The organism is Mycobacterium sp. SMC-15 (assembly GCF_045310925.1).
Taxonomy (GTDB): Bacteria; Actinomycetota; Actinomycetes; order Mycobacteriales; family Mycobacteriaceae; genus Mycobacterium.
On sequence record NZ_JBJIAJ010000013.1, the window covers coordinates 1 to 21,360 of the forward strand.

A 21,360-nucleotide genomic window follows, 5' to 3' on the forward strand; every position below is an offset into this window, starting at 1 on the left:
GCGACCGTCAGCACCCCAACGGCACCATCGAATGGACCAGCCCCACCGGCCACACCTACACCACGCAGCCCGGCAGCCGCCTGTTGTTTCCCGCCCTGTGTGTGCCGACCACCGCGCCACCTGCCAGGGCTCCCTCGTCATCGGCAGATCGCTCCGTCATGATGCCCACGCGCAAGAGCACCCGCAGCCAAGACCGGGTCCGGTGCATCGAGGCCGAACGCGCCTACAACCTTGCCCAGCGCGACAGGCCTCCGCCTTAGCGCAGCCCCGCGGTTCTACACACCCAGCGGGGACTCGACCCGGATCGTCTCGTCACGGATCAGCCCGCGCAGCAGCGCCGTGCTGAACTCCGCGGCGATCTCCTTGGCGCTGCGCCGGCCGCTGGGCCGCAACCAGCGGTAGGCCCCCAACGTCATACCGATATAGCCCAGCGCCAGCACGTGGGAGTCGCACGGGTAAAACTCGCCGCTGGCGATACCGCGGTCGATCAGGCCATGCACGTGCTCGTAGACCTGGGCCTCCTTCTCCCGGATCTCGGCGACCTGTTCCTCGGTGAACCACTCGGTGATGTAGGGCTGCTCCTGGAAGTAGACCGCCGCGCCCTCGGGATTGACCGCGATCTGGTCAAGCAGGCGCACGGTGTACTGGTACAGCGCCTCACGTGCGGTCCAGGACGGGTCGTCGTGGACGGCCGCCAGCGTCCGTTCCGCGGCCTGCTGGTAAATGTCATAGAGGATCAACGACTTGCTGGCGTAGTAGTGGTAGACCGTCGCCTTGTTCAGCCCCACCACGTCAGCGACGTCGTCCATCCGGGTGCCGTGGTAGCCGCGGGCCGCGAACAACTTGGTAGCGACCGCGAGCAGCTCCTCGCGACGAGATGGGGTCTGGGACGATCCCCCCGGCGTAGCCTTGCCGTTTGCCATGTCCACTCACTCTTCGGCCAGGCCGGTGTCATCGGCGTGTCAATCAACTGGTTGGAAGGATTCTAGGCAGTCCGCTGTTGCGGCGTTGACGGGCCGACTAAACTGGTGGAAATCCAAACTAAGGGGTTGACGACATGGGTCCTGGTTACGGTTACGATCCGAATCCGGATTACGAGCTGAGCGACGAGGCCGAGTTCTTCTTCAAGTACCTGACTTGGGGCCTTCGTGGCGTCGAAAGCGGTGGCGGCTACCCCCCGCAGAACTACCCGCCGGTCTAAACGGCCGCAACGAACCGCAAAGACGGCCCCTGATCCGCCCGGATCGGGGGCCGTTTCACGTCTGATCGGCCAAGCCGCCGGCATGTTGTCCTATCGTGGCCGGGTGACCTCCCAGCCGAATCTGCCCGGGGCGTGGAATTTTCGCGACGTCTCCGAGACCACCGGCGCGCTGCGCCCCGGCCGGTTGTTCCGGTCCAGCGAACTGAGTCGCCTCGAGGACCGGGGCCGCGAAGAACTGCTGCGACTCGGGGTGGCCGACGTGGCCGACCTGCGATCACCGCGCGAAGTCACGCGCCGGGGGCCGGGGCTGGTGCCCGCCGGTGTGGGCATCCACCTGCTGCCCTTTCCGGATCTGGCCGGCGACCAATCACCGGACAGCTCGGCTCCGCACGAGGACGCGTTCCGCAACATGATGGCCGAGAAGCCCGATGAGGATTCCGCCGCCGACGTCGCCGCCCGCTACATGCTCGAGGAGTACGAACGCTTCCCCACCCTCGCCGGGTCCCGCCGGGCGGTGCAGCGGGTGGTGTCACTGCTGGCCGAAGGTCGGCCGGTGCTGGCGCACTGCTTCGCCGGTAAAGACCGCACCGGATTCGTGGTCGCGGTGGTACTGCGAGCGGCCGGGGTCGACCGCGACGCCGTCATCGAGGACTACCTGCGCAGCAACTCCGCGGTGCCGGTGCTGCGAGACCGGATCATGGAGATGATCCGCTCCCGGCCCGAGGCTGAGATCACCCCTGAGGTACTGACCTTCACCGAAGCGCGGCTCTCCGACGAGGTGCTCGGTGTGCGCGCTGACTATCTGGATGCCGCCGAACGCTCGATCGAGGAGAACTTCGGCTCGCTCGACGGGTTCCTGCGGGCCGCTGGGGTCACCGACAGTGACCGCGACGGGCTGCGCGGCGCGCTGCTCGGTTAAAAGCAGCGCGCCACGTCCCGAACCTGACCAGCTGCTACAGCGAGAAGCTGGCCGACTTGGCCGCCGAAAGGTCGGCGATCGTCGACCACTGCGCCGCGATCTCGTCGACCGACGGCGGGTTCTCGAAGGTGGCGCCGGCGTTCTCGAACAGCGCGGTCCGCTGCACCTTGCCGCCGCCGGCGATGAACACCGAACCGGTCTCGGCGACCTCTTCGGTGCACAGGTAGGCCACTACCGGTGCGACGTACTCGGGCTTGAGCTTGGCCAGCACCTCCGGCGGCAGGATGTCCTCGGTCATCCGGGTCGCCGCGATGGGGGCGATCGCGTTGGCCTTGATGTTGTACTTGGCGCCCTCGATGGCCAGCGTGTTGATCATGCCGACCAGGCCGAGCTTGGCGGCGCCGTAGTTGGCCTGCCCGAAGTTGCCGAACAGTCCGCTGGTGGAGGTGGCAACGACCACGCGGCCGTAGCTCTGCTCGCGGAAGTGCGGCCACGCCGCGCGCACCACGTTGTATCCGCCGTAGAGGTGCACCTGCAGCACGGCGTCCCAGTTCTCCGACGTCATCTTGTGGAAGGTGCCGTCGCGCAGGATGCCGGCGTTGCTGACGACGCCGTCGATCTTCCCGAACTCGTCGACCGCAGTCTTGATGATGTTGGCCGCGCCCTCGGCGTCGGCGACGCTGTCGTAGTTGGCGACGGCCCGGCCGCCGGCCTCTTTGATCTCAGTGACTACCTGGTCGGCCATGTTGTGCCCGGCACCAGTGCCGTCGCGGGCACCACCGAGATCGTTGACCACCACACAGGCCCCTTCGCGGGCCAAGGTCAGGGCGTACTCGCGGCCCAACCCACCACCGGCTCCGGTGACGACGACAACACGATCCTGCACTCCGGACATCAGTTTCCTTCCTCGATTCGATCGCCACGCTAGAACAGACCTAGATAAGGCCTAGCGCCAACTTCCAGGCCTTCTCTGTATACGGGGGATGAATCGAGACCGCCATGTCGGGTCGGGTCTGCCGAGTCAGCCACGCACCGCGGTGACGAACTCGGAGAACGCGTCCGCGTCGTCGGTCACCGACACGTCCACCCAGCGATTCAGCCGGCGCATCTCGGCGGTGGAGGGCTGCGACGCGGCCTGCCAGCCATGCTCGTCGAGCCATCCCCGAACCGACGCGCGGTTCTCGTCCTGGTAGATCAGATCCTGAATGTCGAGGCTCTGCGTCAGGCCCATCGTCTCCGCGATCTTCTTGAACCGCTCCGCCATCTGCTGGCGCCGCTCATCCGAGCGGTGGTTGCCCGCGGTCTCCGCCGCGATCCGGCTCCCCGGCGCGCTGAGCGCGGTGATCTGGTCGAACAGCCGGTCCTGACCCTCGGCGGGCAGATACATCAACAGTCCCTCGGCCAGCCACGCGGTCGGGGCCGCCGGATCGAAGCCGGCGGCGGTCAACGCGGCCGGCCAGTCCTGCCGCAGGTCGATGGCCACGGTGCGGCGCTCGGCCGCCGGCGTCACGTCGTTGGCCGCCATGGTCTGCTCCTTATAGGCCAAGACCTTCGGCTGGTCGATCTCGTACACCGTGGTCCCGGCCGGCCAGTCCAGCCGGTAGGCCCGCGAGTCCAGCCCGGACGCCAGGATCACCACCTGGCGGATGCCGGCGGCGACCGCATCGGCGAAGAAGGCGTCGAAGAAATGCGTCCGGACCGCCTGGTAGTTGCGCATGTGGTGATACACCGCGGCGACCTCGGCGTCGATGGCCTCCACCTTGTCGACCAACGTGTCGTCGAGCAGCAACTCCCAGATCCCGGTGCCCGCCCCGGCGACCAGGAGTTTGGCGTACGGGTCGTTGATCAGCGGATCGGTGCTGGCGGTCTCGGACGCGCGGGCGGCGGCCACCATGACCGCCGTCGAGCCGACGCTGGTGGCGATATCCCAGGTGTCATCGTGGGTACGGAGTGCGCTCATCGGGTTTACCTCACTTGTCGCGGCGGTGTCGCACGCAATACTACCGATGAAAGTTAGCCGGTCTATTAACTTTATCCGTCGGCTGGCTGACGCAACTGCCAGAGTTCCTGCGTCAACAGCGCCTGCAGCGTGGCGACCACCCGCGCCGACGCCGCTTGACTACCAACCAGCGACACATAGAACGCGATCCCCCACAACACGGCCAACAGCATCTCGGTCAGCTCGCCCACACTCGAGGTGGCGACCAACTCGCCGCGATCGATGGCCTCGGTGAGCGACTCGGTCAGAAACGCCCGCGGCGGGCCCTGGATGTCGCCGACCAACGACTTCAACGCCGGGTCGCGCTGAGCGTCGACCACCGCGGTGACCGCAAACGCCGCCACCGTGCGGTCGTCTTCGCCGAGTTGGGTGAAAGACACCATGACGGACGAGAGCTGCCCGACCAGGGTGGGCTCGGTGCGCGCCTGATCGACAGCGTGCCCGAACAGGGTCTCAGCCTGCGTCAGAACCGCCTGATAGAGCAGTTGCTTGCTAGGAAAATAGTGGTTGATCGCCGGTCGGGTCAGCTTCGCTCGCTCCGCTATCGCCTGAAACGTCGTTGCGTGATAGCCGAATTCGCCAAACACCCCGCTGGCAGCGGTCACGATGCGTTCCCTAGTCACGCCAGACCGCGCCCCGCGGGGGCGCCCCACCCTGCGAAATGCCGCATCCCGCACTGGACAAGTGTGGCACGGCATAGCGTCCAACCCCAGAAAAATCGTAATTAGGAAGATTCACTTAAGACTCAGCCGTGCTGTATGCCAACTGCGCCCAGCGAACTAAAGTCGACTTATGGGCGCGGTTCTCTCTCGTCAGGCGTACTTCGAGACAGGTTTCGAAGTGCTGTCCGAATTGGGCTACGGCGGCCTCAAGCTCGCCGAAGTCTGCAACCGGCTCGGCGTGACGACGGGCTCGTTCTATCACTACTTCACCAGCTGGCCGGTTTACACCCGTGACCTGGTTCAACACTGGCTGGATGAGCGCACGCTCCAGCATGTGGAGTTCGTACGAGCGATACCCGACCCGCGGCAGCGCCTCGACAGCCTGATCCAGATCGGCCTGACCCTGCCCCACGGGGCCGAAGCCTCGATCCGCGCCTGGAGCTCGGCGGACGCCCGGGTGCATGCGGTGCAGGCCCAAGTGGATCAGCAACGCTTCGACATTCTCTTCGAATCGGCGCTGGAAGTCCTCGACGACAAGCGGCAGGCGCAACTGTTCGCAAACTGGGCGATCTATCTGCTGATCGGTTACGAGCAGGCCCTGCTGCCGCGCGACACCTCCACATTCGAGTGGATCGCCGGCCAGTTGCTCGACGCGCTCGACTCCGGACGGTTTGCCACGGCGACCGACGACCCTCCCGGCGAGCCGTCTACAGCGAGCTGATCCGCTGCAGTGCCAGACGCGGCCCCCGTCGTTTGCTGACAGCGAGCCCGCTTTCGATCAGCAACCTCGTCACCCGGTGCCTATGTGGCCGCATCGGCTCCAACAGTTCGACCATGGCGTCGTCGGTGAACGATGCGTCCAGCGGCAGGTCGAGCAGTGTGCGGCCGATCATCGTCGCCAGGTGATAGTCGCCGACCGACAACGCGTCGGCATCACCGAACGCTCGCTGCGCTGTTTCGGCCGCGGTCCACTCGCCGACGCCGGGCAGCGACATCAGTGCCGCCCGGGCCTCTGCGGCGGGGCGGGCCACCAGCCGCTCCAGTGCGGTCGCCCGGCTTGCGCAACCGACGATGGTGCGGGCCCGCCCGCCATCGACGTTGGCACGATGAAACTTCCACGACGGGATGGTCCGCCAGGTCTGCGCCGACGGCGGCACCCGCATTCGCGACGGCGCCGGACCGGGGGCCGGCGTGCCGAACTCGGTGACCAGCAGCCGCCAGGCCCGAAAGGCATCGGCGCCCGGCACCCGCTGCTCGAGCACGGCCGGGATGAGCGACTCGAGCACCAGACCGGTGCGCCCGAGCCGCAGGTGCGGCACGCGCCGGTAGGCGGCGGCCACCGTCGGCTCGGTGGGCGCGAAGTCGGTCGCATCGTCGTGGACCCCCAACAGGCCCGGCGCCTGGTCGAGAAACTCCGCGGCGCCGGCGCCCCAAGCCGTGCAGTCCACCGCGCCGGGGGCCACCTGGACGATGCGCGCCGCCACCGGCCCGCTGGGCATCAGGCTGGTACGCCAGGTGGCGCCGTCAACGAGCTGCAGACACGGGTCTCCCGGCCCGCGGCGCAGTGGGCTCAGGGTCAGCGCGGGGCTGGCCGGGCCGGGAAAAGTGACGGTACGACAAAGCGAATTACTGATGACGCGATCATAAGGATCGCTTGTCGTCGTTGACCGCTCCGCGCTGCCCGGTCACGATGGACAAATGGCCACCCCGTTCGATGACCCGCAGGCGGAATTGGCGTGGATGTTTCTCCAGGGCATCTGCGGCGACGACGACCTAGACGATATTTTTGCGCTGGTCAGCGACGACTTCACCTGGTGGAGCATCCTGACCCGCCAGGCCGTCGACAAGGATGAGCTGCGGCAGGAAGTCGAGCAGCGCCGCCTCGGCTTGCGGATCAACCTGGAGCTGGTCCGGTGCATCAACGAGCACGAGACCGTGGTGATCGAGGCGCTGGGTGACTGTCATGCCGCCGACGGTTCGCACTATGACAGTCCGCTGGCGTACATCGTCGACACCCAAGACGGCCGGATCGTCTCGGTTCGCGAGTACACCGACACCCGGTTCGCCGGGCAATTGTTGGGACTTTAGGAGCCCGCGGCTTCGTCGACGCTGATGTCGGCCTTGTCGGGGTAGAACGCGACATGCCCGGCGATCGGCGCAACCGCCGCAAAAGGCTGCTCGTAGGTCCAGATCGCGTCGGCGACAGTCTCTCCCGCCGCGGTGGTGACGCTGTAGTAGGCGGCATCGCCCTTGAACGGACAGTAGCTGGCGGTCTGGGTGCGGGTCAGCAGATCGGTCTTGACATCAGCCAGCGGAATATACTGCACCGCAGGGTGATTAGATTCCTGCAGAGTGAGCGCGCTGGCGCTGTCGGCGATGATCTCGCCACCGATCCGCACTGTGACCTGCCGTCCGGTCGGGGTCACGGTGATCGGGTACTCGGGAGTCGGGATGTGAATCGGTCGTTGGTTCATGCGGGGGTACCTCGCTTTTTGGCGTCGCGCAGTTTCATCCAGAAACGCGCCGCCTCCCGGATCGATTCCTCAACCGGTCGTGGCTGCCAACCGAGCTCGCGCACCGCCTTGCTGTGATCGACCGGGGCTTCGGCACGCATCATCTGCACCGACTTCAGGCTCAGCTCGGCATCCTTGCCGGTCAGGCTCGCCCGCAGGCTGCCCAGCGCGCCCAGTGCATACAGCGCCGGCACCGAGATCGAACGCGACGGCGCGGGCCTACCGGCTTCGTCGGCCGCGATCTTGACCACGTCCTGCAGCTGGATCAACCGTTCGGAAATCAGGTAGCGCTGGCCGTTGCGTCCCCGGTCGGCGGCCAGGATCATCGCGCGGGCGGCGTCGTCGACCCCGACCACTTCCAGCTCGATCCCTTTCATCAGGAACGGCAGCTTGCCGAATGCCGCCCCGGCAATGAACGCACCGTGCGGGGTCCGGCCCCAATCGCCGTCGCCGTAGGTGGTGGACACGCACATCGCGACGGCGGGCAGGCCGGATTCGGCGCTGCGCAGCACCAGCTCCTCCGCCTGCACCCGGGACTGGACGTAGGGGGTGAGTCCGCGCGGGTTGATGATGTCGTCCTCGGTGGCGACATGACCGCGGCGCCGGCCCACCGTGGCGTAGCTGCTGGTGAACACGAACCGGCGCAGGTCGGCATCCTTGGCCACTGCCAGGACGTTGCGGGTGCCCTCGACGTTGGTGCGGAACAACGGGCTCGGGTCGCGCAGCCACGCGCGGGTGTCCACCACGCAGTAATAGACGTCGTCGCAGCCCGCCATCGCCTCGGCCAGGGTGGCGGAGTCGAAGATGTCGCCGTGGAACCGAGTGACGTCGAGGTGGTCGATGGCGATGGTGTTGGCGTTCGGGCGCACCATCACCCGTACGTCTTCTCCGGCGTCGACGAGCTGGCGGGTGACGTGTGAACCCAGGAACCCGTTGGCTCCGATGACAAGCTTGGGCTTGCGACTCACGCCTTGCCTCCGAACTGCTGCATCCAGGCGGCTGCCTCGTCGTCGAGGGTGCCGAGCTCCTGGGCTTTGCGGCACCACTTCATGCTCGCGGCGACGAAACGCAGCGGGTTGTAGATGTCCTCCTGGCGGGACCACAGGCCGTCGCCGGCGTAGGTGACGATCGAGATGTTGGTGGCGCTGATGATGGTGCCGTCGCCGGGGTCGCGCATGGGGTTGTCCAGTTCGCAGATGACGCGCCCACCCTCCTCGTCGATGACCGTCCACAGGGCCGGGAACTCGGTCATGTAGCTGCCCGGGAACGTCGACATGGTCTTGCGGATCCAGCTGCGCACCTCGTCACGGCCGTGCATGGTGCCCATCGCATGCTCGACGTATTCGACGTCGGGGGTGTAGTGCGCCACCCAGGCATCCCAGTCCTTGGTTTCGGCGGCGCGGGCGACGGTCTGCTCGAACACGTCGAATGCGGCCGCCAGTTCTGCGCGGCTGAACTGCGGTTTCGTCATGCCAAGAACTAGAACACGTTCTAGCTGGGTTGTCGAGGGTCCGCGCTCAGATTCGAATCTGGGTTTATATTCGAGACAGTGCTACGGTGACGCCGTCGGCCCAGCGCGGGCCGTGAGGAGGTTCGGTAGCCAGTGACATCCCCCAAGCCCGCCGTCGGTCTGCACCACGCCGCCTACGCCTGCGCCGACCTGGAGGCCACCAACCACTTCTACGAAGACCTGCTGGGATTGCCGCTGGTGCACACCGAAGTCGAGCACCTGCAAGAGGGCTACTTCCGGCACGTTTTCTACGACCTCGGCGACGGCTCGTGCATCGCGTTCTTCGACCTGCACGGCGTCGGGGAGAAGCCCGACTGGTCCAGCTCGTTGTCACGTCCGAATGGACTGCCGGTGTGGGTGAACCACTTCGCCTTCCGGGCCACCGAGGAGAAGCAGAACGAAGTCCGGGCACGGATGGACGCCGCCGGCATCAAGGCGCTGATGGACGTCGACCATGGCTGGTGCCACTCGCTGTACTACCTGGACCCCAACGGCATCATGATCGAGCTGTGCCGCGACACCCCTGGGTTCGAACCCGACCCGGAGAAGGCGCACGCCCTGCTGAACAGCACCGAGCGCGCCGCTGACCCCAAGGTGGTCACGTCGAAGACGACCACCACCCAGCTCGGCTGAGCCGGGCACCATGGGTCTCGGTTCCCTGACGTCGCTCACCGTCGCCCAGGACGGCCCGGTGGTCCGGGTGCGCATCGGCCACGGCGAGGTCAACCTGATGGACGCCACCATGATGGGCGACCTGTGGCGCCTGGTGAACTGGCTGCGGTCGCCGGCCGGAGGCGACGTCCGTGTGGTGGTACTGGAAAGCACCAACCCCGACTTCTTCATCGCCCACGTGGACCTGGCGCTGCTGGCCGCCTCGGTCGACGACACCGAGGCTGCCGTCGGCTCGTTTCAGAACCTGGTCGGGGCTTTCCGGGCGCTGGACCAAGTCACCATCGGGGTGGTCGCCGGGCGGGTTGCCGGCGGTGGGATGGAGCTGCTGGTCAACCTCGATCTACGATTCGCGGTCACCGGCCGGGCGGTGTTCAACCAGATCGAGACCGGAATCGGGGTCATCCCGGCCGGTTCGGGTCCGCAGCATCTGCTTCACCTGCTGGGCCGCGGCCGGGCACTGGAGGTCATCCTCGCTCACGACGACCTCGATGCCGATCTCGCCGAACGCTACGGGCTGGTCAACCGGGCGTTGGCCCCCGACGAGGTCGGACCCTTCCTGGACCGGCTGGTGCAGCGCATCGCAACCGTGCCGCTGGCCGACATCGCCGATGTCAAGGCCACGCTGGCCGCCCCGGACGTCGCCACGGGTCTGGCGGTGGAACGCTCCGCGTTCGCCCAGATGCTGGGCCGCGGTGCGGCGCTTCCGAAGATGCAACGCTTCCTGGCCGCGGGTGGCCAGACGCCCGATGGCGAACGTCGACTGGCTGATCTGGTGGCCGGCCTGGACCGGATGGAACCGGCGTGACGTCCGCGGACGGGACTGCCGGCCGCCCCACCGTCCGGGGCCGCGACACCCAGGCCCGCCTGGAACGGGCGGCCCGCGAGGTGATCGCCCGCAAGGGGTTTTTCAAGACGACGATCACCGACATCACCTCTGCAGCCAAACGCTCGCCGGCGTCGTTCTACCACTACTTCGGATCCAAGGAAGAGTTGCTGGCGTCGCTGGCCGAGGACTTCCGGGCCATGGCCCGCAGCCGCGCGGTGCAGGCCCTGCACCCGGGGCAGGATCTGCGGGACATCATCCAGGAGTCCGTGCGTGCGCACTGGGACACCTACCGCGAGCATCTCGGGGTCATGGTCGGGGTGTTCCAGCTGGCGATGATCGACGACGCGTTCGCCCAACGCTGGCGGGAGATGTGCGCCGACGCCATCGACTGGGTGGCCCAGACGGTGCGGATGGCTCAACGCCAGGGCTATTCGACCGACGCGGACCCGGAGCTGGTCGGGTCGGCCATCGTCGCCATGCTCAACCACTTCACCTATGTCTGGCTGGTGGCCGGCGGCGACGTCGCGGGCCGCGAACTCGACGAAGAAGCAGCGATCAAGACACTCACCGATACCTGGTATCGCTCGGTGAGCTGGCGCGATCAGGATTCATGATCAAAGGAGCAATGCAGTGGCAGTAACCCGCGAATTCGTTTCGCTCACTTCGGCATCGGCGGGCGTGAACCCCGCCGGTTACCACCCGGCCCAGGGGCTGTACTGGACACCGGCCGGCGTCAAGCCGAAGGTGGCGGTGATCGCCAGCCACTACAACGTGGACTTCGCCGAGCACTACCTGGCGCCGCTCATCGCCGAACGCGGGTACGGCTTCTTGGGCTGGAACACCCGGTACCGCAGCGGTGAGTCGTTGTTCCTGCTCGAGCACGCACTGCTCGATATCGCGGCCGGGGTGCAGTGGCTGCGCGAACAGGCCGGCGTCGAGACCATCGTCTTGCTCGGCAACTCCGGCGGTGGATCGTTGATGGCCGCCTACCAGTCGCAGTCCGTCGACCCGCACATCACCACCGTCGGCGGCGGCCCGGTGCCCGATGCGGTCAACACGCTGCCGCCCGGCGACCTGTACGTGTCGACCCAGGCGCACGCCGGGCGTCCGGAGGTGCTGACCGCGTGGATGGACCCGTCGGTGACCGATGAGACCGACCCGCTGTCGTGCGATCCCTCGCTGGACATGTACGCCGAGCAGAACGCGCCGCCCTACACCCCGGAATTCATCGCCCGCTACCGCCAGGCCCAGCGTGACCGCAATGATCGGATCACCGCCTGGGCGCAGGCGGAGCTGAAGCGGCTCAAGGCCGGCGGCACCTACGACCGGTCCTTCTCGGTGCATCGGGTGTGGGCCGACCCGCGCTACCTCGACGCCTCGCTCGACCCGTCGGACCGCCCGCTGAACTCCTGCTACCTGGGTGACCCGCGGCGCGCCAACCGCGCGCCGTACAACATCGCCGCGCACTGCACACTGCGGACCTGGCTGTCCATGTGGAGCCTGCAGACGTCGTTCTGTCAGGGCGCGCCGCACCTGGGCCGGATCACGTTGCCCTCGTTGGTGATCCAGGGCACCGCGGACACCGGTGTCTTTCCCAGCGACGCGCACCACATCCACGACTCGCTGGCCAGCACCGACAAGCAGCTCCATTTCATCCCCGGCGATCACTACCTGGAGCAGCCGACGGACAGCCGCACGATCTGCGCGGATCTGGTGGCGTCCTGGATCGCCGAACGCACCTGATGAGCGCGCTCGACTTCGACTTCCGCGACCCGGAGCTGCACGTCGATCCACTGACGTATCAGCGACGGTTCGCCGAAGCCGAACCGGTGCACCGCAACAGCCAGGGACTGTGGGTGCTGACCCGCTACGCCGACGTGCTGGCGATGCTGCGCGACGAGCGGGTCAGCACCGACCGGCGAAACCTGTACCGCAGCAAGCTCGATGCGGGTCGCCCGTATCTGACTCACGTGGAACACAACCTGTTCTACCGCTCCGGTGACGATCACCGCCGGCTGCGGGCCCCGCTGTCCCGGGCGTTCACGCCGCGGGCGCTGGCCTCCTTCGAAGCCGAAGTCGCCGCCCGGGCCCGGTCTTTGGCGGCCGGGCTGGACGCGGAAGGCTTCGACCTGGTGGCCGAGTTCGCCAAGCCATTGCCGTTGGGAGCGATCGCCACCCTGCTGGGGGTGCCAGACAGCGAACTGGACAACCTGGCGACCTGGTCGATGGCGCTGATCGGGGCGCTGGAACCGGCGGCATCTCGTGACGTGTTCGTCGCCGCGGACGACGCCGCCGCCGGGATGAAGGCGCTGCTCGCCGATCTGCTGGTGCTGCGCCGCGCCGATCCCGGTCACGACCTGCTGTCGGTGGTGGCCACCAGCGGACTGCCGGTGTCGGACGACGAGCTGCTGCACAACGCCATCTTCTTGCTGTCGGCCGGACACGACACCACCACAGCGGTGCTGACCGGAGCGGCCGCGCTGCTGATCGAGGAGAGCGGGCAACGCGGCCTGCTGGCCGATTCCCCGCACGCCGTCGACGAACTGGTCCGGATGATCAGCCCGGCCCTGATGATCTCCCGGGTGGCCGGCGCCCCGATCGAGATCGGCGACGCCGTGATCGACACCGGTGCCCCGATCCTGCTCGGGTTGGCGGCCGCCAACCGGGACCCGGCGGTGTTCCCCGACCCTGACCGGCTCGATCTGGCCCGGTCGCAGACCGGCCACCTGGGATTCGGGTTCGGCCCACATGTCTGCCTGGGCGCGCCGTTGGCCCGTATGCAGATCCGGCTGGGCCTGCTCGCCCTGTTCGACCGGTTCCCCGAATTGACGGCGCAGGCGCCGCCGCACCGCGAGCCGAGCGCCGTGCTGACCAGCTATCGCTCCTATCGGCTGGCGGGCCACGGATAGCTGCGGATAATCGGGGCATGACCAATTACCAGAGAGCGATCCTGGCCGGCGGCTGCTTCTGGGGCATGCAGGACCTGATCCGCAAGCAGCCCGGCGTGGTGAGCACCCGAGTCGGCTACACCGGCGATCCCCATGTCCCGAACGCCACCTACCGCAATCACGGCAGCCATGCCGAGGCCATCGAGATCACCTACGACCCCGCGGCTACCGACTACCGCAACCTGCTGGAGTTCTTCTTCGCCATCCACGACCCGACCACGCGTAACCGGCAGGGCAACGACGTCGGAACCAGCTACCGCTCGGCGATCTTCTACCTCGACGACGAGCAGCGCCAGATCGCGCTGGACACCATCGCCGACGTGGAGGCGTCCGGCCGCTGGCCGGGCAAGGTGGTGACCGAGGTCAGCCCCGCAGGTGACTTCTGGGAGGCCGAACCCGAGCATCAGGACTACCTGGAGCGCTTCCCGGGCGGCTACACCTGCCACTACATCCGACCGAACTGGCAGCTGCAGCCCCAGCGCTAGCCGGGATCAGCCCCGGCGGCGCACCGTGATCCGACCGCCCTTCTTGGGGGTGAAGGCCACGCCGCGGGAGTGGAACTTCTCCCCGGGCGCGGTGGTGGGCTCAATGGTCAAGCGCTCCAACACCGTCCGCAACACCACATCCATCTCCAGGTTGGCGAAGGTAGAGCCCGGGCAGCGCCGGGTGCCGCCGCCGTAGGGCATCCACTCGAACGCCGACGGGCTGCCGTCGATGTAGCGCTTGGGGTCGAATCCCTGCGGATCATCGAACGCTGCGGGGTTCTGGTGGACCTGGTTGATCGCGACGATCACCGAATAGCCGCGCGGAATCCCCCACTCGCCGATCTGGATACTGGGCGCGTAGACACGCCGTCCGGAGAAGTCGATCACGGTGCACACCCGCTGCACTTCGCGAATCGTGGCGCGCCGCAATGTGTTACCGCCGGCGTCCGCCTCGGCGGTCAGTTCGTCGAGCAGTTGTGGGTAGCGGCTCAGCCGCTCGAAGACCCAGGCCATGGTCGATGCCGTGGTCTCATGTCCGGCGGCCAGCAGGGTCAGCAGCTCGTCGCCGATCTCCTGGCGAGTCATGGTCGTACCGTCTTCGTGGTTGCTACGCAGCAGCCGGGTCAGAACGTCGGATCGGTTCTCGAAATCGGGGTCGGCTCGCACATCGGCGATCAGCTTGTCCAAGATGACGTCGTACTGAGCACGCCAAGCCTCCAGCTGGCCCCACGGGGTGAACCGGCCGTACTGACGAATCGGAATCGGCAGAGCCGCCAGCCGAGAGCCCAGCGTCACCCACTTGGGCAGGATCGCCCGCAGCTGATCCAGTTCAGCGCCTTCGGCTCCAAAGATGGTCCGCAGGATGACGTTCAGGGTGATCCGGTTCATCGGTCCGAAGGTCTCGAAGGACTTTCCGGTGGGCCAGCCGGCGATCTCGCGCAGAGTCTCCTCGACGATGATCTGCTCGTAGGCGCGCACGCTCTTGCCGTGGAACGGTGGGCTCAGCAAGTTGCGCCGGCGCCGATGCGCCGCGCCGTCGAGGGCGAACACCGAACCCTTGCCGAGGATCCGCGAAAGGTTGGGCTGGATGTTGCCCAGATCTTCGGGGTTGGTCAGCATGACCTGCCGGGCCAGTTCTGGGTCGGTGACGATGACGGTCGGCCCGAACAACGGGACCTCGACGGTGAAGGCGGCGCCGCACTTACGGGTCAGGCGTTGCAGCGCCCGGCGCCGGGCCAGGATGAACAACACGCCGGCCGCCAGCTTGGACCCACGCGGGCCGGGCGGCAGGTTGATCGCCGGTGAATCCGAGGTCTTGACGGTGTCCGCGGCCGTGCTGGCAACCGTGTGGGTCATGCGACGCCTCCCGACGTGGTCTTTGGTACCACTGCGTACCAATGCTTGCGGGAAACGGTACTCTTAAGTACCAACAAGTGGCAAGGCTTACGCGCAGGGAGGTGCGGCGATGACGGTGCCTGCGATCGATACCCCGGCGGCCAATTCCGCCGACCCCTATCGGCACCGATTGCTCGACGGGCTGGCCGATTCGATCGCCGAGCGCGGCTACCGGGCCAGCACCGTCGCCGAGATCGTGCGCGCGGCCCGCACCTCCAAACGCACCTTCTATGACCACTTCGCCAGCAAGGAAGAGTGCCTGCTGGAGCTGCTGCGGGTGGACAACGAGGAGTTGGCGCTGCGAATCCGGGCCGAGGTGGATCCCCAGGCCGATTGGCAGGTCCAGATCCGTCAGGCGGTACAGGCCTACGTCGCCCAGATCCGGTCCCGGCCGGCGATCACGCTGAGCTGGATCCGCGACATGCCGTCACTCGGCGAGGTGGCCCGGCCGGCCCAGCGCCGCGGCCTGGAGCTGATGTCGAACCTGCTGATCGAGCTCAGCGGCAGTCCGGGGTTTCGCCGCGCGAATCTGCCGGCGCTGAGTCCGGCGCTGGCGGTGATTCTGCTGGGCGGCCTGCGCGAGCTGACCGCGCTGGCCGTCGAGGACGGTGCCGACATCGGCGTCATCACCGAGCCGGCCGTCGATGCGTCGATCGCGCTGCTGGGCCCCCGAGCCTGACTCAGTTCCAGGGCAGCGCCAGTTTGCAGATCTTGCGGACCACGGTGCCGAACTGCTTGAGCAGCGGGCCGGTGTTGTACGGCACGCCATAGCGCTCACAGATCTCGCGCACCTGCGGGGCGATCTCGGCGTAGCGGTGTGCCGGCAGGTCGGGGAACAGGTGGTGTTCCACCTGGAATGACAGGTTGCCGCTGAAGATGTGGAACCACTTGCCGCCGGTCAGGTTCGCCGAGCCGAGGATCTGGCGGTAGTACCACATGCCGCGGGACTCGTTCTCGGTCTCTTCAACGGTGAACTCCTGTGTGCCGTCAGGGAAATGCCCGCAGAAGATGATCGTGTAGGACCACACGTTGCGCATCAGGTTGGCGGTCATGTTGCCGGCGAACACCAGTGGCGCGAACGGGCCGGCCAGCAGCGGGAAGGCGACGTAGTCCTTGAGGGTCTGCCGGCGTACCTTCTGCCACGTCTCAAGCAGCATCTCCTTCTTGTCGGCGAAACCGATCTCGCCGGCCCGAATGCGCTCGGTCTCCAGCTCGTGCACCGCCACGCCGTACTGGAACAGCACCATCAGCAGGAAGGCGTAGAGCGGGTTGCCCAAGAAGTAGGGCTCCCACGGCTGCTTGTCGCTCATCCGCAGGATGCCGTAGCCCACATCGCGGTCCATGCCGACGATGTTGGTGTGGGTGTGGTGCATGTAGTTGTGCGAGTGCCGCCACTGGTCGGCCGGGCAGGCGTTGTCCCACTCGAAATCCCTGCCGTACAAAGCTGGTTCGCCCATCCAGTCGTACTGGCCGTGCATGACGTTGTGGCCGATCTCCATGTTGTCGAGGATCTTCGACAGACCCAGCATCACGGTGCCGGCCAGCCAGGCCGGCGGGATGATGCTGAAGAAGAGCAGGGCGCGACCACCGACCTCCAAGGTGCGCTGCGCCTTGATGATCCGATGGATGTAGTCGGCGTCGCGCTCGCCGAGGTCGTCGAGGACGCGCTGACGGAGGGCGTCGAGTTCGGCGCCGAAAGCATCGAGGTTCGCCGGCAGGTCGACGCGCGGGGCTTCGAGGACTTCGGTCGCTTCGAGAACTGGTGCGGACATGGTTGGCTCCTTGGTTTTAAAGGTCGATTTCGACGTCGCCGACGGGCACGGAGACGCAGATCTGGATGTCTTCGCTCTCGGCGGTGGAGATCGCGCCGGTGATCAGGTTGCGCACCGCGCCGCCGGTTTTGCGGCAGGTGCAGCTGTGGCAGATGCCCATCCGGCATCCGCTGACCGGTTGCAGACCGGCCGCTTCGGCCTGCTCCAGCAGAGTGCGGCCGTCGTCGACCACCGAGATGGTGCTGCCGAGAAAGCTCACCCGCCCACCGGACGGGTCGGCCGGAACCGTGAAGACCGGGGGCACGAAGCTCTCTGAGATCGCATCGGGGCATTGCTCGCGTACGGCCGCCACCAGCGCCGGCGGCCCGCACACGTACACCGCTTCCGGGTTCGGCATCGCCGCCGCAAGATGCTCGGCGTCGAAATAGCCCTGCAGGTCGCCATCGTCGGGGGTGCGGGTGTAGCCATGCAGCACCTGAACTCGCGGCATGGCGGCGAGCTCGTCGTGGTAGCAGGCCTCTTCACGGCTGCGGGCGTAGTGGATGAAGGTCACCCGGCCCGCATATTGCTCGGCGGCCAGTGTGCGCAGCATCGACATCACCGGGGTGATACCGCTGCCACCGGAGATCAGCAGGATGCGGCGGGGGCGGATTGCCGGGAGCACGAAGTCGCCGCCGACGTTCTCCAGTCCGACGACCATGCCGGGCTGGGCGTTGCGGAACAGGTGCTCGGAGACCAGGCCCCCCTCGTGACGGCCGATGGTGAGCTCGATGAGGCGTTGGCCTTCGGCGCTTGCCGGCGAGTAGCACCGGGTGCGGCGGCGGCCGTCGATGTCCACGGACAGGTTGATGTGTTGGCCGGCTCGGAAACCGGGAAACGCGTCGTTGGGTTCGAGAAGCAGAGTCACGCTGCGCGGGGTGGAGCGCCGGACTGCGACGACCCGGGCCCGGGCGTCGTTACGGGTCCACGTCGGCGACACCAACTCGGTGTAGCGGTCGACCCCGTGGGGACCGGTGAGCAGATCGACCAGGCTGGAGCCCAGTACCCGCCGCGTCAAAGTTTGAGTGAACATATGTACACAGTGAACACTTGTTTACGACGAGTCAAGGGCTATTTGCCCGCTGTGTTACGCTTCACAACAGTGAACAGTCGTACGCCGAATTCACGGTCCGGGCGCACGCGGCCGCCGCGGCCCGAACGCACGCCCCGCCCGGAAAGGCCGGAGCGGGTTTCGCGCGAGGAACGCAAGGAAGCCACCCGCCGCGCCATCATCAACGCGGCGCTGACCCTGCTGGACGAACGCAGCTTCAGTGCGCTGAGCCTGCGCGAGGTGACGCGCGCCGCGCACATCGTTCCGGCCGCCTTCTACCGCCATTTCGAGTCGATGGACGCCCTGGGCCTGGTGCTTATCGACGAATCGTTTCGGGCGCTGCGCGAGACGCTGCGCGATGCCCGCACCGGCGGCGTGGACCCCAGCCGGGTGATCGAGTCCTCCGTGGAAGTCCTGGTCAACAGCGTGGCCTCCCGCCCCGAGTACTGGCGATTCATCAACCGGGAACGCTTCAGCGGGATGACCGTGCTGCGCTATGCGATCCGCACCGAGATCCGGCTGATCACTTCCGAGCTGGCCACGGATCTGGCGCGGTTTCCTGGGTTCAACGCCTGGAGCGCCGAGGATCTCAATGTCCTGGCGGGACTGTTCGTCAACGCGATGATCGTCACCGCGGAGGCCATCGAGGACGCCCCCGATGCCGAGACGCTCGCCGAGATCAAACATGTTGCCGTCAAACAACTCCGGATGATCGCGGTCGCCGCCGGCGGCTGGCGCAGCAAGCCCTGAGCGGTGTCCACCGCCGCGCGGAACGCCCCCGGGAAGCTGGCCGACGTCACCGGCCCAGGCATCACCGACCGCTGGGGCGTGACGTGCGCAGACCTGGGCGCCTCCGTGCTGGCTCCTAACGGCACCCTGGTGTCGGTGTTCGGCGACACCTTCGCCGGCGAGCGGGTCGGCCAGGGCGATTGGCGATCCCCGGTGATCCTGATCGGCACCGGCGATGCCCGGCATCGGGTGCGCTACCAACGAGCCGGCGGCACCGATGCGCACTATGCGCGCCAGCTGTGGCACTACCGACACCGCCAACCAGCATCACGGCTGGACCGCTCCGCCATCAGCACCGTGATCCCGTCGGATCTACTGCGGGTGGAGCAGATGCTCTACCTGCACGCGATCGTCAACCGCGGGTTCGGCAAGGTGGCCTGGACCGAGATCTGGCAATCGGCCGACAACGGAATCACCTGGCACAACATGGGCGCGCGATTCCCCGCTCGGCTGCATCGCGGGTACGCCCAATGCTGGTCCTGGGACTACGACCCCGACGACGGCTGGGTGTACGTGGTCTCGACCGGGTTCCAGCGCGACAAGGGCGTCATCCTGCGGAGGGTTCGCCCGGCAGACCTTGGCGACCCGAGCAAATACTCCGGCTGGGGCTACCGCGGAGAGCGCCGGGCCTGGGGCCGAGCCCCGGTGCCCATCACCCCACCCGGTGAGACGTGGGGCGAGCTGTCACTGCGACGCCTAGGCCCGCAGACCTGGGTTCTCGGCGGGTTCGAATCGTCGCGCTACGCCCTGGGCTATCGAGTGCTGGAGTCCCCTACCGCCGAACTGACCGGAGCCCCGCTGCAACACCCGCTGCTTGGGAGTAGCTGGGACGACGAGGATCACGCGTGTGGTCGAGTCGCCCAGCTCTACGGCGGCTATGTGCTGCCCGGTTCCCGGGTGGATCGCACCGGCGGGGTGGGCCTGATGGTGTCGCAGTGGAACACCGCGCACGGCTGGCCGTACCGGGTGATGCAGTTCCGCGCGACGTTGCTCAGCGGCGAGAAGGTTCTCTAGTCCGGAGGTGCCGACGCCATCGCACCTGGACGGTTAACCGAGATTCCTCAGTAACTTTCTGGGTAAATGAGCGAAACTGTCCATAAAGCTGAGTTTTTCCTGGGGACCAGCTGCTAGGATTTCCGGCCAGTGGTCCGTGTAACTCCGGCGAGGGATATCGATCGTGACAAAGGTGAAGCAGTTTCTGTGCGGTGCGGCCGTCGCAAGCTTGGTCGCGGGAACGGGTGCGGCAGTAGGGACGCAGGTGGGCCTGTCCACGGTGACCGCCGACTGGATGCTTACCGCCGAGCACGTGTTGCTGATCGGCCTCGACGGCGTCAACCTCGCCAAGGTCCTGGAATACGCCTATAACGACGACAGCGGGTTCAAGACCGCGATGGACCAGGGCATCACCGGCACCGCAAGTCTGACCAACCACACCACGCTCTCCGGGCCCTCATGGTCGACGATCCTGACCGGCGTGTGGGACGACAAGCACGGGGTCTACAACAACCTGTTCCGGCCCGAGCCGTACAACGCGTGGCCGTCGGTGTTCAACCTGATCGAGTACAACAAGCCGGAGATCGACACCACGATCATCAGCAATTGGGAGTACCTCAACGAGCTGGCCGACTCCGGCCAGTACCCGGTCGACAACAACGTCTTCGTCCCGGCCGGGGAGAGTGCCGCCGACAGCGACGAGCAGGTCACCGCGCTCACCATCGCGCAGATTCTCGCTACCGCGGACAACCCCGATGACATCTCGAGTTTCCTGTTCTCCTACCAGTCCCAGGGCGACCACGCAGGGCACTCGTTCGCCAGCGGGTCGGACGAATATATGCAGGCCATCATCAATCTCGGGGCCAACATCCAGCAGATCCTGGCCGCGATCGCTCAGGTACAGGCGATCACCGGCGACGACTGGTCGATCATGATCACCACCGACCACGGCCACCAACAGAGTGTGACCCTGCCCGGGCTCAGCATCGGCCACGGCTTCCAATCACCCAATGAGACAACGTCGTTCGTCATCTTCGATCAAGCCGGCAATGATGCGACCGACGGCAGCCAGAACCTGAACTACTCGATCGCCGACATCACCCCGACCATCTTGTCGCTGTTCGGCATCCCGTTGCGCTCGGACTTCGACGGTGTCTCCATGGCGTTCGACCCGACCGTCCTGAACAGCCTGGTGGAGCCCGTCGACCTCAAGCAGGCGCTGACCGACGCGATTGCCATGTACGGCTACCCGAACATCGGCAACGACATCACGCTGGCCATCCGGACTCTGGCCGGGTCCGTACCGTACTTCCTCGACAAGTTCGTGGTCGGGATCGACACCTTCCTGCAGGGGATCGTCGACCAGGACATCTTCCTGGTCAGCGGCCTGGCCGAGGTCGCCCAGCAGATCAACGAATTCTTCGGCGGTCTCACGGTGAACGTGACCAACACGCTGGCAATGGGAGTCACGCATCTGCTCGGGTCGGGCGTGATCGCACCCGAAGACGCGCCGCTGCCGGCGCCGGGCAGCGCCGAGTTCACCGACCTGTCGGCGCTGCTCGACCTCGAGGCCCTGCTGGGCTGAT

General features: G+C 66.8%; 25 protein-coding genes and 1 pseudogene. 15 read left to right on the forward strand and 11 right to left on the reverse strand.

Features of this window, described 5'->3' with window-relative positions; translation table 11 throughout:
• Positions 1-260, forward strand: a pseudogene (locus ACJH71_RS18220) (hypothetical protein); the annotation flags it as partial.
• A 15-nt stretch (positions 261-275) separates the two neighbouring features.
• Here the strand turns inward: ACJH71_RS18220 and ACJH71_RS18225 are convergent.
• Positions 276-923 carry a TetR/AcrR family transcriptional regulator gene (locus tag ACJH71_RS18225; RefSeq protein ID WP_406759395.1) on the reverse strand — a complete coding sequence of 216 codons (648 nt, stop codon included), beginning with the start codon at positions 921-923 and terminating at the stop codon, positions 276-278.
• A gap of 134 nt (positions 924-1,057) precedes the next feature.
• On the opposite strand from ACJH71_RS18225, the gene ACJH71_RS18230 reads away from it, so the two are divergent.
• Positions 1,058-1,201 (forward strand): hypothetical protein, encoded by a 144-nt coding sequence (locus ACJH71_RS18230; RefSeq protein ID WP_109470502.1) that lies wholly within the window; start codon positions 1,058-1,060, stop codon positions 1,199-1,201.
• 82 nt (positions 1,202-1,283) lie between these two features.
• Positions 1,284-2,120: a tyrosine-protein phosphatase gene (locus ACJH71_RS18235; RefSeq protein WP_406759396.1), complete on the forward strand. Its 837-nt coding sequence runs from the start codon at positions 1,284-1,286 to the stop codon at positions 2,118-2,120.
• 34 nt (positions 2,121-2,154) lie between these two features.
• Here ACJH71_RS18235 and ACJH71_RS18240 read toward each other — a convergent pair whose 3' ends face one another.
• From ACJH71_RS18240 to ACJH71_RS18250, 3 genes are all read right to left on the reverse strand, one after another.
• The gene (locus tag ACJH71_RS18240; protein WP_406759397.1) at positions 2,155-3,015 is read right to left on the reverse strand and encodes an SDR family oxidoreductase; all 861 of its coding nucleotides are present in this window, start codon (positions 3,013-3,015) and stop codon (positions 2,155-2,157) included.
• A 126-nt stretch (positions 3,016-3,141) separates the two neighbouring features.
• Positions 3,142-4,080, reverse strand: coding sequence for a class I SAM-dependent methyltransferase (locus tag ACJH71_RS18245; protein ID WP_406759398.1), 939 nt, complete (start codon positions 4,078-4,080; stop codon positions 3,142-3,144).
• A gap of 71 nt (positions 4,081-4,151) precedes the next feature.
• On the reverse strand, positions 4,152-4,724 hold the full coding sequence (locus ACJH71_RS18250; protein ID WP_406759399.1) for a TetR/AcrR family transcriptional regulator: 573 nt from the start codon (positions 4,722-4,724) through the stop codon (positions 4,152-4,154).
• A 187-nt stretch (positions 4,725-4,911) separates the two neighbouring features.
• On the opposite strand from ACJH71_RS18250, the gene ACJH71_RS18255 reads away from it, so the two are divergent.
• Positions 4,912-5,502, forward strand: a complete 591-nt coding sequence (locus tag ACJH71_RS18255; protein WP_406759400.1) for a TetR/AcrR family transcriptional regulator — start codon at positions 4,912-4,914, stop codon at positions 5,500-5,502.
• On the opposite strand, the gene ACJH71_RS18260 is transcribed toward ACJH71_RS18255, so the two are convergent.
• Complete coding sequence (locus ACJH71_RS18260; RefSeq protein ID WP_406759546.1) at positions 5,489-6,415, reverse strand: DNA-3-methyladenine glycosylase family protein; 927 nt, start codon at positions 6,413-6,415, stop codon at positions 5,489-5,491. The genes ACJH71_RS18255 and ACJH71_RS18260 overlap by 14 nt on opposite strands.
• Before the next feature lie 64 nt (positions 6,416-6,479).
• On the opposite strand from ACJH71_RS18260, the gene ACJH71_RS18265 reads away from it, so the two are divergent.
• Entirely contained in the window at positions 6,480-6,869 is a 390-nt protein-coding gene (locus tag ACJH71_RS18265; protein WP_406759401.1) for a nuclear transport factor 2 family protein, read from the forward strand.
• On the opposite strand, the gene ACJH71_RS18270 is transcribed toward ACJH71_RS18265, so the two are convergent.
• From ACJH71_RS18270 to ACJH71_RS18280, 3 genes are read right to left on the reverse strand one after another with little or no spacing between them, the layout of a single operon-like run.
• Positions 6,866-7,255 (reverse strand): DUF427 domain-containing protein, encoded by a 390-nt coding sequence (locus ACJH71_RS18270; RefSeq protein ID WP_406759402.1) that lies wholly within the window; start codon positions 7,253-7,255, stop codon positions 6,866-6,868. The two genes, ACJH71_RS18265 and ACJH71_RS18270, sit on opposite strands and share 4 nt — an antisense overlap.
• Positions 7,252-8,262, reverse strand: coding sequence for an NAD-dependent epimerase/dehydratase family protein (locus tag ACJH71_RS18275; RefSeq protein ID WP_406759403.1), 1,011 nt, complete (start codon positions 8,260-8,262; stop codon positions 7,252-7,254). Before ACJH71_RS18275 ends, ACJH71_RS18270 begins: the two co-directional genes overlap by 4 nt.
• Positions 8,259-8,765: a nuclear transport factor 2 family protein gene (locus ACJH71_RS18280; RefSeq protein ID WP_406759404.1), complete on the reverse strand. Its 507-nt coding sequence runs from the start codon at positions 8,763-8,765 to the stop codon at positions 8,259-8,261. The genes ACJH71_RS18275 and ACJH71_RS18280 overlap by 4 nt, the downstream gene beginning before the upstream one ends.
• Positions 8,766-8,897: 132 nt before the next feature.
• Here ACJH71_RS18280 and ACJH71_RS18285 point away from each other — a divergent pair, with 132 nt between their 5' ends.
• The 6 genes from ACJH71_RS18285 to msrA are packed head-to-tail and all read left to right on the forward strand — an operon-like array spanning position 8,898 to position 13,735.
• Positions 8,898-9,437, forward strand: a complete 540-nt coding sequence (locus ACJH71_RS18285) for a VOC family protein (protein WP_406759405.1) — start codon at positions 8,898-8,900, stop codon at positions 9,435-9,437.
• Positions 9,438-9,447: 10 nt separating this feature from the next.
• Entirely contained in the window at positions 9,448-10,281 is an 834-nt protein-coding gene (locus ACJH71_RS18290) for an enoyl-CoA hydratase/isomerase family protein (protein WP_406759406.1), read from the forward strand.
• A complete protein-coding gene (locus ACJH71_RS18295) occupies positions 10,278-10,916 on the forward strand; it encodes a TetR/AcrR family transcriptional regulator (protein ID WP_406759407.1) in 639 nt (212 codons plus the stop codon). The genes ACJH71_RS18290 and ACJH71_RS18295 overlap by 4 nt, the downstream gene beginning before the upstream one ends.
• A gap of 16 nt (positions 10,917-10,932) precedes the next feature.
• Complete coding sequence (locus ACJH71_RS18300) at positions 10,933-12,045, forward strand: alpha/beta hydrolase (RefSeq protein WP_406759408.1); 1,113 nt, start codon at positions 10,933-10,935, stop codon at positions 12,043-12,045.
• Complete coding sequence (locus ACJH71_RS18305) at positions 12,045-13,211, forward strand: cytochrome P450 (protein ID WP_406759409.1); 1,167 nt, start codon at positions 12,045-12,047, stop codon at positions 13,209-13,211. The genes ACJH71_RS18300 and ACJH71_RS18305 overlap by 1 nt, the downstream gene beginning before the upstream one ends.
• Before the next feature lie 17 nt (positions 13,212-13,228).
• Complete coding sequence (gene msrA, locus ACJH71_RS18310) at positions 13,229-13,735, forward strand: peptide-methionine (S)-S-oxide reductase MsrA (protein ID WP_406759410.1); 507 nt, start codon at positions 13,229-13,231, stop codon at positions 13,733-13,735.
• 6 nt (positions 13,736-13,741) lie between these two features.
• Here msrA and ACJH71_RS18315 read toward each other — a convergent pair whose 3' ends face one another.
• On the reverse strand, positions 13,742-15,091 hold the full coding sequence (locus tag ACJH71_RS18315; RefSeq protein WP_406759411.1) for a cytochrome P450: 1,350 nt from the start codon (positions 15,089-15,091) through the stop codon (positions 13,742-13,744).
• A gap of 109 nt (positions 15,092-15,200) precedes the next feature.
• Between ACJH71_RS18315 and ACJH71_RS18320 the strand changes: the two genes are divergently transcribed.
• Positions 15,201-15,809 (forward strand): TetR/AcrR family transcriptional regulator, encoded by a 609-nt coding sequence (locus ACJH71_RS18320; protein WP_406759412.1) that lies wholly within the window; start codon positions 15,201-15,203, stop codon positions 15,807-15,809.
• A 1-nt stretch (position 15,810) separates the two neighbouring features.
• On the opposite strand, the gene ACJH71_RS18325 is transcribed toward ACJH71_RS18320, so the two are convergent.
• Both ACJH71_RS18325 and ACJH71_RS18330 read right to left on the reverse strand, forming a co-directional pair.
• Complete coding sequence (locus ACJH71_RS18325) at positions 15,811-16,902, reverse strand: fatty acid desaturase family protein (RefSeq protein WP_406759413.1); 1,092 nt, start codon at positions 16,900-16,902, stop codon at positions 15,811-15,813.
• A gap of 16 nt (positions 16,903-16,918) precedes the next feature.
• Complete coding sequence (locus ACJH71_RS18330; protein WP_406759414.1) at positions 16,919-17,974, reverse strand: ferredoxin reductase; 1,056 nt, start codon at positions 17,972-17,974, stop codon at positions 16,919-16,921.
• Positions 17,975-18,043: 69 nt separating this feature from the next.
• Between ACJH71_RS18330 and ACJH71_RS18335 the strand changes: the two genes are divergently transcribed.
• The 3 genes from ACJH71_RS18335 (at position 18,044) to ACJH71_RS18345 (ending at position 21,359) form a co-directional block, all read left to right on the forward strand.
• Complete coding sequence (locus ACJH71_RS18335) at positions 18,044-18,742, forward strand: TetR family transcriptional regulator (RefSeq protein WP_406759415.1); 699 nt, start codon at positions 18,044-18,046, stop codon at positions 18,740-18,742.
• A gap of 3 nt (positions 18,743-18,745) precedes the next feature.
• Positions 18,746-19,795, forward strand: a complete 1,050-nt coding sequence (locus ACJH71_RS18340) for a DUF4185 domain-containing protein (protein ID WP_406759416.1) — start codon at positions 18,746-18,748, stop codon at positions 19,793-19,795.
• A 163-nt stretch (positions 19,796-19,958) separates the two neighbouring features.
• The gene (locus ACJH71_RS18345) at positions 19,959-21,359 is read left to right on the forward strand and encodes an alkaline phosphatase family protein (RefSeq protein ID WP_406759417.1); all 1,401 of its coding nucleotides are present in this window, start codon (positions 19,959-19,961) and stop codon (positions 21,357-21,359) included.
• The last annotated feature ends 1 nt before the right edge of the window (position 21,360 follow it).